The sequence below is a fragment of the Bacillus sp. 005/A4HT-01/001 genome (assembly GCF_004634445.1).
GTDB lineage: Bacteria > Bacillota > Bacilli > Bacillales > Bacillaceae > Bacillus > Bacillus altitudinis.
Genome location: NZ_SEIZ01000001.1, coordinates 832,063 through 845,887, shown reverse-complemented (window position 1 = coordinate 845,887; position 13,825 = coordinate 832,063). Strand labels below are relative to the sequence as shown.

The window sequence follows — 13,825 nt, the reverse complement described above, 5'->3', positions numbered from 1 at the left end:
GGTGGTTGTGTATTTTGACCCCCTATAAAAGAGGGCTTAAGGTGTGGTGTGAAGCAGATTGAAAGCATATTTATACCATAAAAAGGGCACAAATCCCTATTCAAACATGAGTCTTTGAACCTTATAATAACAATATTGGAAAAAGTGCGATTCACCATTACGCTCGTTTAGAGGGACTCTAAGCAGCGTTTTTATTTTTGACAGGAGGAGGAACCCATATGAGCTTATCGGATATGCTGTCTGCCCTTAACGGTGGCATTTCAAATAAAAAGGCAGAGATCGAAGAGAAAATTGCTCGACTCAAAAAGGCAAAAAGTAAGATTGAACGTGAACAAGATGCCGCAGAAACAGACCTAAAACAAATCAAGCAGCCAAAGCTTGGGGCCTCTTGGAAAGGGGAGCGGAGCCAAGATTTCAAATCAGAACGAAATGAAGCGCATGATGCGCTGCAAACGATCGTAAGCGATAAATATCCACGCTACGTGAGCCGAATCGAATTCAAAATCAGTACACTAGAAGCAGAGCAGGCTGCCTTATCCTTTGCCAGCTCTTTAGCTGGAGATGCCGCACGTTTGGCTGAAAAAGGAGAAGACGCAGTAGAAGACGCAAAACGCTTGATCTCAAAAGCATGGAGCAGCTTGTAAGCGAGCTTCATGCTGAACCAATCTGGAGGATATCATAATGGGACAAATTAAGTTAAACTACCAAACAGTGATGGATAAACTAGATGAAGTCTCCCAAGCAGTTGAAGCTTTAACAATGAAAAAAGCAGCAGATAAAGCTGGTGAAAACAGCCTTGAATTTGTAACCAAATGGACGGCACGTGAAGCAGAGGTGGGCGAAATGGTCTCAAGCTTTAAAGAAGCCTTAATCAAAAACGTTCAGGATACACGCTCAAATGTGAAGACGCTAAAAGAACAGGATGAAGCGATTGCGGCAAAATCATAAGCCCCAATCGTTTTATTGATAGCGTAGCTGAGTACGATGTAAAATATAGTCGTAAAGACTCATATATAATTCGGGATTTATGACCTTAGATTATTCCGTTTTTCTTCCAAACACCATGTTAAAAGGACACCTTTTCCCTATTTAAGCCTAAGGCTTTTCACCTTATACTATACTTAATGAAAGCGAACGATAGAAATGTCAGGACTGGAAAAAGCAGATGATCTGCCCGGTTTCAAAAACGCTGACGCCGTGCTTTCTTATGAGGTCTAATAGAGGTGGATGACATGAGTTTATCCGAGATGCTGCATCATCTGCATATGGGGATTGAAAACAAACGTGCAGAATTTGACGAAATGATCTCTCGGTTAAAGACAGCCAAAAGTAATATTCGAACAGAACAAGATCTTGCGCAGTCTGACATAAAGGAAATCAAGAAGCCTGCTCTAGATTCGTCATGGAAAGGTGAGAGAGGAACGGACTTTCACCGTCATCGGAAAGAAGCCTATCACGTGCTGCACGACATTGTGAACAATGAGTATGAAACCTATATTACGGAGATAGACCAAAAAATTATGCACTTTGAGTTAAAAAAAATGGAACTCGCTGTCGCTAGTAATTTTGCAGGAAGAGCCCAAGATGTGATGGAAAAAGGCGAGGATTTTGCAAAGGATGTCAAACATTTAATTGAACGGGGCTGGAAAGCTCTTTAATAAAATAAACGAAACAGCCGGCTGAACAAGCGGCTGTTTTTTTTGGTTTAGTCACATCCGCCGCTACCACCTGAATCACCACCGCAGGAGGCATCAGAAGCGTGATGTGTATACGAATCAGTATAGTTACTGGTTGTTGAACTGTGATGTGCAGAATGCTTAGAAGATGAACGCTTATCTTTTGGTGTAAACATGTGGGCGGTAATGGCGCCTAAAGAAGCTAGTATGATGATGATAACAAACATGATGTATCCCTCCTCTTGTTTCATATTCATACGTTTGAGCCATAACAAAGTTCCCGGTCGGAAAGAAAAACTGGGCAAAGAGTTCTATTTTCGTTTATGATGATAGGCAAAAGTAATTGACCAAGGGAGGGGAGTCTATGTTATCTCTACGTCAGGAGGAGCTGTTGAGGCGGTTAATGCAGGCAGAGCAGGAGCTGACAGGTGAAGAAATTGCACGCCTGATAGGCGTCACATCACGAACAGTTCGAACAGATATGAAAGCGCTTAAATCAATATTAGAAGCACATGGGGCAACACTTCATATGAAACGTGGAGCAGGGTATACATTGACTGTCGAAGATTATGGAGCATTTCGTACTTTTTTGAAAAACTCAATGAGAGAAAGAAATGAAAAAAAGAATCAAGTTATTCCAAATCAGCCGGAGGATCGTATCTCTTATTTATTGAGAAGGCTTTTGTTGTCCGAAGGCTATATGAAATTAGATGAATTGGCCGAGGAATTATTTGTGAGTGAATCTACTGTGAAAAATGACCTGAAAGCAGTCAAGCATCTATTTTCTTTACATGGACTTTCTGTTGCACACCGACCTAAATATGGACTGAGGCTGAGTGGAGATGAAATGAAATTAAGGTATTGTCTAGCTGAGCATGTGTTTCAGCAAGAGCATCCGAACCCTGCCCTTTTACCTGAAGAAACGTATCAATTGATTCAAGATATGGTGCGTTCACGTACAAAGGCAAGCGGCCTTCATGTGTCAGAGATCGGTTTAAGCAACTTAGTGACACATATCGCCATTGCGTGCAAACGAATTGAAGAGAAAAAATTGGTGATGATGCCGGAAGGAGAACTCAAAGACATTCAAACACAGCCCGCTTTTCAAGTAGCGAGGCAAATGGCAGAAGATATGCGTCACGTACTCGGTATAGATTTTCCATTATCTGAAATGGCCTATATTGCGATTCATTTAATGGGGGCAAAAATGATGGCGTATGGAGAAACGGGCCACACGCTATTTCACATGCTAGATGAAGAGCATTTCCGTTTAACTCACCAATTACTTGGTTATGTCGAAGAGCACATGTCACTTGATATTCAGACAGACAAGGAATTGATTGTGGGACTAAGTCTTCACCTGAGATCAGCGATTCATCGGTTCCGATATGATATGAACATCCGTAACCCCTATTTATCAGACATAAAAAGGCATTATCCGATTGCTTTTGAAGCAGGTGTCTATATGGGAAGATGGCTGAAGGAAAAAGAGAATGTAGAGATTCATGAAGATGAAATCGGATATTTGGCGCTGCATATTGGTGCTGCCATAGAGCGGACAAAAACTCAGACTGTGAGAAAAAAATGCTTGATTGTGTGCGCAACGGGTGTCGCGAGCAGTCAGCTTCTTCTCCATAAGCTGAAGGCCGCCTTTAGCGAAAGGCTAGAGATTGCTGGTACTGCAAGTGTCAGTGACCTTTTGTCGTATGACTTGAGAAGTATCGATTTGATCATTAGTACCATCCCGCTTCAGAACACACTACCTGTGCCAGTGATTGATGTACATACGATCCTCAGTGAAGACGATATGTTGAGGCTGAAACGATTTGTACAGGGGTCACAAGAAATGGGGGTCTTGCGATATATCAGTCCGAAGATGACTTTTTTTCAGCAAGATCTACAAACAAGGGAAGAGGTTCTTCAATTTTTCGTGAATGTATTGCAGAAACAAAACCGAATCCCCGATGATTTTGAACAGCTATTGCTGGAAAGAGAGGAAGTGTCACCTACGTCGTTCGGTCATTTGGTCGCAATTCCTCACCCAATCAAACCGGCAACAGATGATACGTTTTGTGCGATCTGTACGTTGAGAAAACCAGTGCTGTGGGGCGAAGAGCGGGTACAGGTCGTCTGTTTGTTAAGTATACAGAAGACGTATCAGAAAGAATTGCAGTCACTTTATCAATTTCTTGTGCGTTTGACAGAGCAGAAGGAAGTGGTGGAGCAAATCATCAAAGCTGCTTCATTTGAAGAACTGACGGCGGCGCTGCACGTGTTGGAACAGCCAGATGAAAAAAAAGGATACCCATTTCCGCATCTGTGAGGAAAAAGATTGGATGTTAATGAAAGCGCTTTTAAAATAACATCAAAAAGGAGGATGATCACGAGTTTTTGTAAAGGGGGAGACGGATCATGAGCTTTAAAGAGAGAGCGGCCGACGTCATGGGACATGTCGCTTATCGTATTACAAATCAGAAATATATTATGGCGATTAAGCAAGCATTTGTCACATTAATGCCAATTATCATTACGGGGGCATTTGCTGTACTGGTCGCAAATATGATCATGAGCCCGGAAACGGGGCTTGCCCATTTTGAGATATTCAGGTTTTTAGCAGAGCTTCAGCCAATTATGAAGGCAATCAATTATGCCACGCTGAACTTTTTAACGATCGGGGCTGTGTTCCTTATCGGGATTGAGCTCGGGAAAATCAATGGACACAAATCATTGTTCCCAGGATTAATGGCATTGATTTCATTTATATCCGTTATTCCGACGACACTTCTTCTTGAAGTCGATGGATCAATGCGTGAGGTTGTCGATGTGCTGGCGAGGCAATTCTCCGATCCAAAAAGCTTATTTTTGGGTATGATCATTGCCATCGTCTCTGTAGAGATCTTTTGTAAGCTTACCGAGGTGAAGTGGCTGCAAATTAAGATGCCAGATTCTGTTCCATCAAATGTGGCGACGTCTTTTTCTTCACTTTTCCCATCAATTATTACGATTACAATCATTAGTTCATTCGGGTTTGCGTTTCATCGTGTGACAGGCATTTATTTGCATGAAGCGGTGTATAACGTCGTGCAGCGTCCGCTTGAAAGTGTTGTGCAGGGACTGCCTGGTATTTTAACGTTAATGTTTGTGGCTCAATTTTTCTGGGTGATCGGTATTCATGGCAACCAAATGATTAAACCGATTCGCGAGCCGCTGTTATTAGGATCAATTGCAGTGAATATGACAGCATTTCAAGAGGGCAAAGAGATTCCAAATATTATCACGATGCCATTTTGGGATGTGTATATGAGCATTGGTGGTTCGGGTGTGACGATTGGTCTGTTGATCGCCATTTTTATAGCAGGAAGAAGAGAAGAGATGCGGAGCATTGCCAAGCTTTCATCAGGACCTGGACTGTTTAACATCAATGAACCAGTTATTTTCGGATTACCTGTCATGTTGAACCCTGTGATGGCAATTCCGTTTATCGTTACACCACTCGTGACAGGTACGATTGGTTATATCGCAACCGCTACAGGTTTTGCGGGGAAAGCGGTGGTGATGGTGCCGTGGACGACACCTCCGATTGTGAATGCTTGGCTGTCTACCGCTGGCAGTATGGGGGCTGTCATCACACAGCTCATCTGTATTGTTGTCGCTGTTTTTATCTATTTGCCTTTTGTCCTCTTGTCCAACCGGAAGCCAGAAGCAGCACCTGATTCAGAATAGAAGGAGGGCTCATGAATGAACATGCAATTTAGATGGTATGGCAAAGAAGATCCTGTCTCCCTTTCATATATTCGGCAAATTCCCGGCTTGAAAGGGATTGTCAGTGCCGTCTATGATGTGCCGGCTGGCGATCTGTGGCCGGAGGAAAGTATTGCTCATTTAAAAGCGGAAATCGAACGTCACGATCTTGCTTTTGAAGTCGTAGAAAGTCTCCCGGTCCATGAAGATATTAAGCTGGGAAAGCCTAGCCGGGATGTTTATATCGAGCATTATCAAGAAAATATCCGGCGATTAGCAAGGCATGGTGTGAAGGTCATTTGTTATAACTTCATGCCAGTCCTTGATTGGACACGAACACAGCTCGATTTCCCACTAGCTGATCAATCGACGACTCTTGTTTATTTTCAGCATCAGCTTGAACAGATGGATATAGAAAAAGATCAACTTTCCTTACCAGGGTGGGATACGTCTTATACGCAGGAAGAAATGAGAAAGTTGATGTCTGCATACAGGGCATTGGGTGTGGAAGGGTTGTTTGAGAACCTAGACTATTTCTTGGGAAATATCCTTCCAGTTGCAGCGGAAGAGAACATGAACATGGCACTGCATCCAGATGACCCTCCTTGGAACATATTTGGTCTACCCCGCATTGTCAGTTGTGAAGAACAAATAGATCGTATCCTTCAGCTCGATGAACGCTCACAGCATGGACTGACCTTTTGTTCCGGTTCCCTAGGCTGTAATGCGAAAAATGATGTTCCTGCACTTGCGAGAAAGTATGCCAAAAAAGGGCGTATACACTTTGCTCATTTACGCAATGTCAATTTGTATGAAAACGGTGATTTTGAAGAGTCGGCACACCTGTCGTCAGCAGGCAGCCTCGATATGGGAGCGATTGTGAACGCATTGTTTAAGGAAGGATTTGCTGGCTATGTCCGGCCAGATCATGGACGAATGATCTTTGGTGAGACGGGCAGACCTGGCTATGGATTATACGACCGGGCACTTGGAGCTATGTATTTACAAGGGATGTGGGAAGGACTTCAAATTCACACGAAGAAAGGTCAGGTGGCAACATGAACAAAATCGACATACCCAATGACTTTATTCTAGGTGCTGCGGCTTCTGCTTGGCAGACAGAGGGTTGGAAAGGGAAGAAACCGCATCAGGATTCGTATATAGACCTTTGGTATAAGGAGGGGTATCACGTATGGCATGAAGGATACGGACCAGCGGGAGCAACGAATTTTTACGAGCGCTATCCTGAAGATGTCGCCCTTATGAAGGAAATTGGGTTATCTCATTACCGGACATCGATCAATTGGTCGAGGTTTCTCATAGATTACGAGAATGGAATTGTAGATGAGGCCTATGCTCGTTATATTGATGATTTCATCAATGAATTACTTGAAGCAGGTGTAGAGCCAATGTTTTGCTTAGAGCATTATGAGCTTCCTGCCGTTTTACTTGAAAAGTACGGCGGCTGGTCATCTAAACATGTTGTCGAGCTGTTTGTTCTTTATGCAGAAAAAGTGTTTGAACGCTATGGAGACCGGGTCAAACATTGGTTTACCTTTAATGAACCAATTGTTGTTCAGACTCGTGTGTATCTAGATGCTATTCGTTATCCTTTCGAGCAAAATACGAAGAAGTGGATGCAGTGGAACTATCATAAAGCCTTGGCGACAGCAAAAGTGGTGAAGCTGTTTCAGGAAATGGGCTTGAAGGAATCAGCCGGTGCAAAAATCGGGGTCATTCTCAATCCAGAAGTGACGTATGCGAGATCGACTGCGTCGCATGATCAAGAAGCTGCCCGCATGTATGACTTGTTTTTTAATCGAGTGTTCTTAGATCCCTCCATTAAAGGCGAGTATCCAGAAGAACTGCTTGATGTATTGAAAAAGCATGACATTCTTTTCGATGCAACGGAAGAAGAGCTTCAGATCATTAAAGATCATACAGTCGATGTGGTCGGTCTTAATTTATACTATCCGCATCGCGTTAAGGCACCTAGCAAGGCTTGGAACGAAAATACACCGTTTCATCCATCTTATTATTACGATCTATTTGAGCTCCCAGGGAGAAAAATGAATCCATTCAGAGGCTGGGAAATCTATCCGAATATCGTCTATGATATGGGCATGAGAATAAAAGAAGAATACGGCAATATCGAGTGGTTTGTGGCTGAAAACGGTATGGGGGTCGAGCAGGAAGAGCGGTTTAAAAACGAAGACGGCATCATTGATGATCAGTACCGAATTTCATTTATCAGCCAGCATTTGAAAAAAGCCCTTCAAGCGAAAAAAGAAGGTTCAAACTGCAAGGGATATATGCTGTGGGCTTTTACGGATAATGTCTCACCGATGAATGCATTCAAGAATCGCTACGGATTAGTAGAGATCCAGCTGGAGAATGAACGGAATCGTCAGATGAAAGCGTCAGGGTACTGGTACAAGACATTAATCCAAACGAGGAAATTAAGGGATGAACCAGATGTCATTTATCAATAGGAGTGATGGGATATGAAGCGAATCATTCTCGCTTGTGCAGCAGGAATGTCGACGTCGATTGTGGTATCTAAAATGAAGGCAGCCGCAGAAGGAAAAGGGCTGGATTATGAAATTTATGCGATACCTGAAGGGGCCATTGCGGATGAATTAGAAGAGCATGGGGACGATGTAAAGGTCATTTTGCTAGGACCGCAAGTTAGTTTTATGAGAAAGGCAGCAGAAAAAACAGCGGCACCTTATCATATACCTGTCGATGTGGTAAATGTAAGATTATATGGAACAGCGAATGGAGAAAAAATTCTAGAACATGCACTGAAACTAGCAAATGAATCTTGAGCAATCGGAGGAGAAGCAGATGACGGTATTAGAGGAAATGCAGGGAGCAGCCTTTCAAATCATTGCCCATGCAGGTGAGGCACGAAGCCATTATGTAGAAGCCATTCGTCTAGCAAGAGCGGATGACTTTGAAGCAGCGCAGCAGTTGATTGAAAAAGGGGAGGAAGCGTTTCGAAGCATCCATGACCTGCACTTGTCGCTGATACAAAAAGAGGCGGCGGGGGAACAGCTTCCCTTTTCTTTACTGCTCATACATGCAGAAGACCAAATGCTCACAACAGAGACCATTCATCTGCTCGCCATCGAAATGATCGAAATGTGTAAAAAAATGAATACCCTGTCAAAATAGATATCAGTTATTAACCAATTTCTGTTATAATCATTCGGTAGATAAAGAGAAAGCAGGATTGGTGAATGAAAAAAACATGTATGTGGCTTGCAGTTGGTTTAGTCATGCTGCTCATTTCGGGCTGTATGGGTACGAAACAGCAAACAGAAGGAAACCAGCAAGCCATCAAAGAGGTAAAGGGTCAAGTACAAACGAAAGAAACAACAGAAACGCAGCAAATTGAAGCAGCAGAGATAGACAAACAAAACTGGATTCAGCAAAAGGAACCCGTTGCGCTTCCAATCTTGATGTATCACAGTATCTCTAGCGGTAATTCGTTACGTGTGCCAAAAAGCGAATTTGCAGCTCATATGAAATGGCTGAAAGACAACGGCTATGTCACGCTGTCGCCGAAAGAGGCATATCAAGTTCTCGCGACCAATTCGACACCAAGTGAAAAGTATGTTCTTATCACATTTGACGATGGATATACGGATAACTACACAAAGGCATTTCCGATTTTAAAGGAATATGGAATGAAAGCCACGATTTTTATGATCGAGCAGTCCATTGGCCGCCCGCATCATTTAACCGATGCCCAAATGGATGATATGGTGGCGCATGGTATTTCAATAGAGAGTCACACCATTCATCATTTAGAGCTCAATCGTTTATCACAGAAGCAGCAGGAAGAAGAATTAAAAGGATCGAAGGTATTCTTTGACCAGCGGTTTTCTCAACAAACGGTCATGGTCAGCTATCCGGTCGGTCGCTATAACGAAGACACACTGAAGCTGACGAAGGAAGCAGGATATGAAATGGCTGTGACCACTGAACCAGGACATGCGAAAAAGGAACAAGGCATGATGTCCTTACACCGCCTGCGCATTTCACCGGGACTTTCACCCGAAAGCTTTGGCAGGCTGATAGAGGGAAATTGATCAATATTAGATCACAGATGTTTCACATGAAACATTTTACGACACGTTTCGTGGATTAAATACGATTTGTTTGAGATAAATGTATGCAGAAAGAATCAGTTTTTTATATACTGATTCTTTTTTATTTAACTTAATAAGGTCTTACAATTGCCAATAGAAAGTAGGAGGGCTTAGAAGAAAAGTACAGGTTATTATACTTGAAAGTTATTTTGAGTGTTGTTCAGTATATTTGATTCATTGCATAACAAAAAGCTGTATAATTTATTTGAAATAATGAAAATTCTGCATTTGAAATGAATAAGTAAGATTAAAAAATAAGCTTAACTATGGTAACAAATTGTTACTTATGGTAACATATTGTTGCACAAGTTTTTTGTTCAACTCGGACTAAGTTGAACTAGTTTTCAAACTGAAGCACGAGAGCTTCAAGGTGAATTTCTTGAACGTTCACCATACAACTGAAAAGAAATTTAATTTGGGCACTCGGCTGACTACCGTGTGCTTTTTCTATGTATAAATTTAAAATGTGAGGAATAAACTGAAATAATATGAAAAAATAAAGCAGCCCTCCAAAAAACAGAAACGAGATAGAACCAGCATTACCTTGACTAGGGGTAATGAAGGTGCCGCTTTATTTTTCATTATCATCTTAAGGGTTCATTCAGAACGTTCTCTTATCTAAAATCCATATGATGAACTGGACTAGAGTTCGGATTGAATTTAAGATAAGGAACCAAAGCTTGTACTTACAGGTACAAGCTTTTTTCTTTTTGTTTTTGCGTCTCTCAACGCGTGAACGCACAAGTCTTGTTCTTAAACCGACCCCTTCTTTCTAGGCATAAAAACACCTTTAGTATGGAAGGGGGGAGGACTATTGTTTGCAACACGTTTCTATGTATATTTTACCATCTTTCCTATTTAATGACGAATAGCACCTTGTTGTTTCCTCTCTGTTTTTCTTTGCGTTTCATTCATAAAACTCCATATGTGTTTTCTCTAGTTTGTAATAATCCAATCGATCTTTCAAGGTTCCTGTATGAAATTCAAATTTATGTCCATCAGGGTCTGTGAAATAAATCGACTTCTGATCTCTTTCGTCTCTTGGCCGGCTTGGTAAGATGTTGACGTTCAAATCTTTTAGTTTGTTATACGTTGGATCTACATCCTCCTCATCAATAGAAAAAGCGATGTGTGTGTAAGAGTGATGGATGTCTTGACGAGGAATGTCTTTTTCTACATTGAGGGCAAGCCACAGGCCGTTCAAATCAAAGTAAGCTGTCGTTCTGCCCTTTGTTAACAATTTGGCATTAAAGACCTTTGTGTAAAAATCAATAGATGTCTCTAAATCAGAAACAGAAAATAATAAATGGTTTATTCCTTTGATGTTCAATTTAATCACCTCAAATTCAATGATGAGAAAAAAGCTTGCAGACTCAATCTACAAGCTTTGTTGTTTATTGATAAACAGGATAACCCGTTATCTTTATATCTTTTCCGAGTGGTTCAAGAGTGAGTTGATCGAGTTCAATTGCATCACTCATGAGGCGTATGCCTTCGCCTCCGAAAAAAGAAGGAGAGAGTCGTCCGCCAATGAGCTTGGGCGCCATGTAGATGACGAGTTTATCGACCAGCTGCTGCTCTAAAAATGAGGCATTGATTTGTCCGCCGCCTTCAATCATCAGGGAGGAGATATTTCTTTCTCCGAGCACTTGAAGTACTTCTTGTAAGGGCACCCGGATATCGCTATCCGTCATGATGACGCTGACGCCAGCTGCTTCTAAAGCGGCTCGTTTTTCTTCATCGGCTTGTTTTGTTGTAAAGATCCATGTTGGCGCCATTTGATCCGTGACCACCTTTGCTGTCAGCGGGATAGACAGTTTAGAGTCTAAGACAATTCGAATCGGATGATGACCGTTTGGAATGCGTGCTGTTAATGAAGGATCGTCGTGAATGACAGTTTGCGCACCGACCAAGATGGCATCGTTGATACTGCGAATGTGATGTGCATCATAACGGGACGTTTCTGATGTAATCCACTTGCTGTCAGACGTAGCAGATGCAATTTTTCCGTCTAACGTAATGCCTGCTTTGAGTGTCACGAAAGGCGTTTTTTTCGTAATAAAGTGGTTGAACACTTCATTCATGAGAATGGATTCCTGCTCCATGACGCCTGTGATGACTTGAATGCCTGCATCTTGTAAAATGGCAATCCCACGCCCGGCAACAAGCGGGTTCGGATCTAGTGCAGCAACGACAACTTTTTCTACGCCAGCTTTCACAAGTGCTTCAGCGCATGGGCCTGTGCGGCCATGGTGGGAACAAGGCTCTAGTGTCACATAGATCGTGGCACCTTTTGCCTTCTCTCCAGCCATTTTGAGCGCATGAATTTCTGCATGTGGTTCGCCGGCCTTCATATGCGCCCCGACCCCAACAATTTCATTTTCTCGCACAATCACAGCCCCGACGAGCGGATTGGGAGATGTCTGACCTTTCATTGCTTCGGCATTTTCAAGGGCTAGTTTCATATATCGCTCATGATGTGGCAATCGTACGCACCTCTTGATCCGCCTTCATATGGCCTGAGCGGTTAATTTTTGTCTGCAAGTATTTTTCATTGAACTCAGAGACATCACCCCAAAGTGGAATCCGTCCAGAAAGAGAAAGGCCTGCATGACTGATAGCATCCGTCTTTTTCGGATTATTGGTAATAAGTCTGACTGGCTTTGTACGCAATGTTTGAAGAACAGCAATCGCTTCTTCATATTGACGTGTATCATCTTCAAAGCCTAGTGCTTCGTTTGCTTCTACTGTATCGTAGCCGTTTTCTTGCAAGATGTAGGCCATGGCTTTACTGAAAAGACCGATCCCGCGTCCTTCATGGTTGGCTAAATAAAACAGTGCGCCTGCTCCATTGTCCTCAATCATTCGCATAGACTGTTTCAATTGGAACCCACAATCACAGCGTTTGCTTCCGAAAATATCGCCGGTGTGGCAGATGGAATGCATGCGGATCAGCGCTTCATCCGCATGTTCGAAATCTCCGTAAACAAGGACACTTGATTGCTGGTGATCTGCAAGCTCACGGGAGGAAAGGCTTTCGATTAAAGCTTCATCTGATAATGGTTCTTTCCCATCGTCTTTTAACCATGAATACCAGTTAAACATGACCGTTCTACCGTCTAAATTCACTGGCAGTTTAATAGGTCCAGTGATATATATAAATCCGTCTTCTTGCTGTACTCGTTTGATTTTATCTTTTAAAATAGCTGTTTTAACCTCTGTGTGTTTGTCCATATTCTACACCTTCTTTTTTGTCTGTTTCTTCAATCTGTAAACGAACGAGAACGCCAAATGGATCAATAAATTCGTTGCTTTTTCCTGTCGTGTTCATGTGAACACCTGCTTTTGTCAGACGTTCGACGACGGATGTTCTATCGTCTTCTTTTGGGAAAACCAGTGTATAGCTTCTAATTCCTGAAAAACGTGGATCAATGGCTCCTTTTCTCCCGCGTCCCCATGCATTAAAGGCAAGGTGGTGATGATAGACGCCACCAGCAACGAATAAGCTGGCTGGGGGAGCCATTCGGATATGAAAACCGAGCGTGTTCACATAAAAGGAATCGGCTTCTTCTGGGTTGAGATGGAAATGCAAGTGTCCCATGATTGTACCAGCCGGCAGTCCTTCCCAGGTGGAATCAGCGGCTTCTTGCAGGAGACCATCTCCATCAAGCGGGGCATTTCCGCCACCTTTCAGCTCTCCATGCTCACCTACCCATATGTCCTGAGGACGATCAGCATAAATCTCAACGCCGATGCCATCTGGATCACTTAAATAAATGGCTTCACTGAAAAAGTGATCGCTTGCTCCAATTAAAGGATAGCCTTTTTTGATCACATGCGCCAGCCATGTGCCCAGGTTTTTTCTGGTAGGTAATAAAACCGCAAAATGATAAAGTCCTGGCTCATGATCCGGCTTCTCTTTCAGCTGCACATCTTCTTTCAGCACAAGGATTGGTTCCTTTGCGTTGCTGCCAAGCGTGACAGTAGAATCCGTCTGTTCTAATAAAGTAAAACCTAAAATGTCTGTATAAAAAGGCAAAGAACGCTCAAAGCTGGACACATGTAATTCTGTTACACCTAATCTTACCTGCTCTATTGTATTCAAAGCTCGGTCATCTCCTTCATGTTATATGCATCTGTATGTTCAATGGTTTATTGAAAATTGATAAAAATGATTACCTTGTTACTTTTAGTAACTAAACTATATAATAGTTAGTGACTTATTTCAAGTAATTAATTATGTTATAATGA

The 13,825-nt window shown here is 42.4% G+C and carries 15 protein-coding genes; 10 read left to right on the top strand and 5 right to left on the bottom strand.

Annotation, left to right across the window (positions count from 1 at the left end):
* The first annotated feature begins 218 nt into the window (after positions 1-218).
* The 3 genes from ES896_RS04510 to ES896_RS04500 all read left to right on the top strand — a co-directional run bounded on the left by ES896_RS04510 (position 219) and on the right by ES896_RS04500 (position 1,658).
* Positions 219-644, top strand: coding sequence for a YwqH-like family protein (locus ES896_RS04510; protein ID WP_017358667.1), 426 nt, complete (start codon positions 219-221; stop codon positions 642-644).
* A gap of 37 nt (positions 645-681) precedes the next feature.
* Positions 682-948, top strand: a complete 267-nt coding sequence (locus ES896_RS04505; protein ID WP_008345634.1) for a YwqI/YxiC family protein — start codon at positions 682-684, stop codon at positions 946-948.
* Positions 949-1,232: 284 nt separating this feature from the next.
* Positions 1,233-1,658, top strand: a complete 426-nt coding sequence (locus ES896_RS04500; RefSeq protein WP_007497950.1) for a YwqH-like family protein — start codon at positions 1,233-1,235, stop codon at positions 1,656-1,658.
* 47 nt (positions 1,659-1,705) lie between these two features.
* Here ES896_RS04500 and ES896_RS04495 read toward each other — a convergent pair whose 3' ends face one another.
* The gene (locus ES896_RS04495; protein WP_017358669.1) at positions 1,706-1,903 is read right to left on the bottom strand and encodes a hypothetical protein; all 198 of its coding nucleotides are present in this window, start codon (positions 1,901-1,903) and stop codon (positions 1,706-1,708) included.
* 137 nt (positions 1,904-2,040) lie between these two features.
* Between ES896_RS04495 and ES896_RS04490 the strand changes: the two genes are divergently transcribed.
* The 7 genes from ES896_RS04490 (at position 2,041) to ES896_RS04460 (ending at position 9,514) form a co-directional block, all read left to right on the top strand.
* Complete coding sequence (locus ES896_RS04490; RefSeq protein WP_135226471.1) at positions 2,041-3,999, top strand: BglG family transcription antiterminator; 1,959 nt, start codon at positions 2,041-2,043, stop codon at positions 3,997-3,999.
* A gap of 89 nt (positions 4,000-4,088) precedes the next feature.
* Positions 4,089-5,399 (top strand): PTS sugar transporter subunit IIC, encoded by a 1,311-nt coding sequence (locus ES896_RS04485; RefSeq protein WP_024719533.1) that lies wholly within the window; start codon positions 4,089-4,091, stop codon positions 5,397-5,399.
* Between the two features lie 15 nt (positions 5,400-5,414).
* The gene (locus ES896_RS04480; protein WP_135226470.1) at positions 5,415-6,479 is read left to right on the top strand and encodes a mannonate dehydratase; all 1,065 of its coding nucleotides are present in this window, start codon (positions 5,415-5,417) and stop codon (positions 6,477-6,479) included.
* Positions 6,476-7,909 (top strand): glycoside hydrolase family 1 protein, encoded by a 1,434-nt coding sequence (locus ES896_RS04475; RefSeq protein ID WP_135226469.1) that lies wholly within the window; start codon positions 6,476-6,478, stop codon positions 7,907-7,909. Before ES896_RS04480 ends, ES896_RS04475 begins: the two co-directional genes overlap by 4 nt.
* A gap of 12 nt (positions 7,910-7,921) precedes the next feature.
* Entirely contained in the window at positions 7,922-8,245 is a 324-nt protein-coding gene (locus tag ES896_RS04470; RefSeq protein ID WP_008345616.1) for a PTS sugar transporter subunit IIB, read from the top strand.
* Between the two features lie 19 nt (positions 8,246-8,264).
* A complete protein-coding gene (locus ES896_RS04465; RefSeq protein WP_008345614.1) occupies positions 8,265-8,594 on the top strand; it encodes a PTS sugar transporter subunit IIA in 330 nt (109 codons plus the stop codon).
* A 65-nt stretch (positions 8,595-8,659) separates the two neighbouring features.
* Positions 8,660-9,514 carry a polysaccharide deacetylase family protein gene (locus tag ES896_RS04460; RefSeq protein WP_135226468.1) on the top strand — a complete coding sequence of 285 codons (855 nt, stop codon included), beginning with the start codon at positions 8,660-8,662 and terminating at the stop codon, positions 9,512-9,514.
* Positions 9,515-10,481: 967 nt separating this feature from the next.
* On the opposite strand, the gene fosM is transcribed toward ES896_RS04460, so the two are convergent.
* From fosM to ES896_RS04440, 4 genes are all read right to left on the bottom strand, one after another.
* The gene (gene fosM / locus ES896_RS04455; RefSeq protein ID WP_135226467.1) at positions 10,482-10,904 is read right to left on the bottom strand and encodes a FosM family fosfomycin resistance protein; all 423 of its coding nucleotides are present in this window, start codon (positions 10,902-10,904) and stop codon (positions 10,482-10,484) included.
* Between the two features lie 64 nt (positions 10,905-10,968).
* Positions 10,969-12,060, bottom strand: a complete 1,092-nt coding sequence (gene ribD, locus ES896_RS04450; RefSeq protein WP_135226466.1) for a bifunctional diaminohydroxyphosphoribosylaminopyrimidine deaminase/5-amino-6-(5-phosphoribosylamino)uracil reductase RibD — start codon at positions 12,058-12,060, stop codon at positions 10,969-10,971.
* Entirely contained in the window at positions 12,047-12,808 is a 762-nt protein-coding gene (locus tag ES896_RS04445) for a GTP cyclohydrolase II (RefSeq protein ID WP_008345606.1), read from the bottom strand. The genes ribD and ES896_RS04445 overlap by 14 nt, the downstream gene beginning before the upstream one ends.
* Positions 12,786-13,679 (bottom strand): VOC family protein, encoded by an 894-nt coding sequence (locus ES896_RS04440; protein ID WP_017358676.1) that lies wholly within the window; start codon positions 13,677-13,679, stop codon positions 12,786-12,788. Before ES896_RS04440 ends, ES896_RS04445 begins: the two co-directional genes overlap by 23 nt.
* Positions 13,680-13,825: the final 146 nt, after the last annotated feature.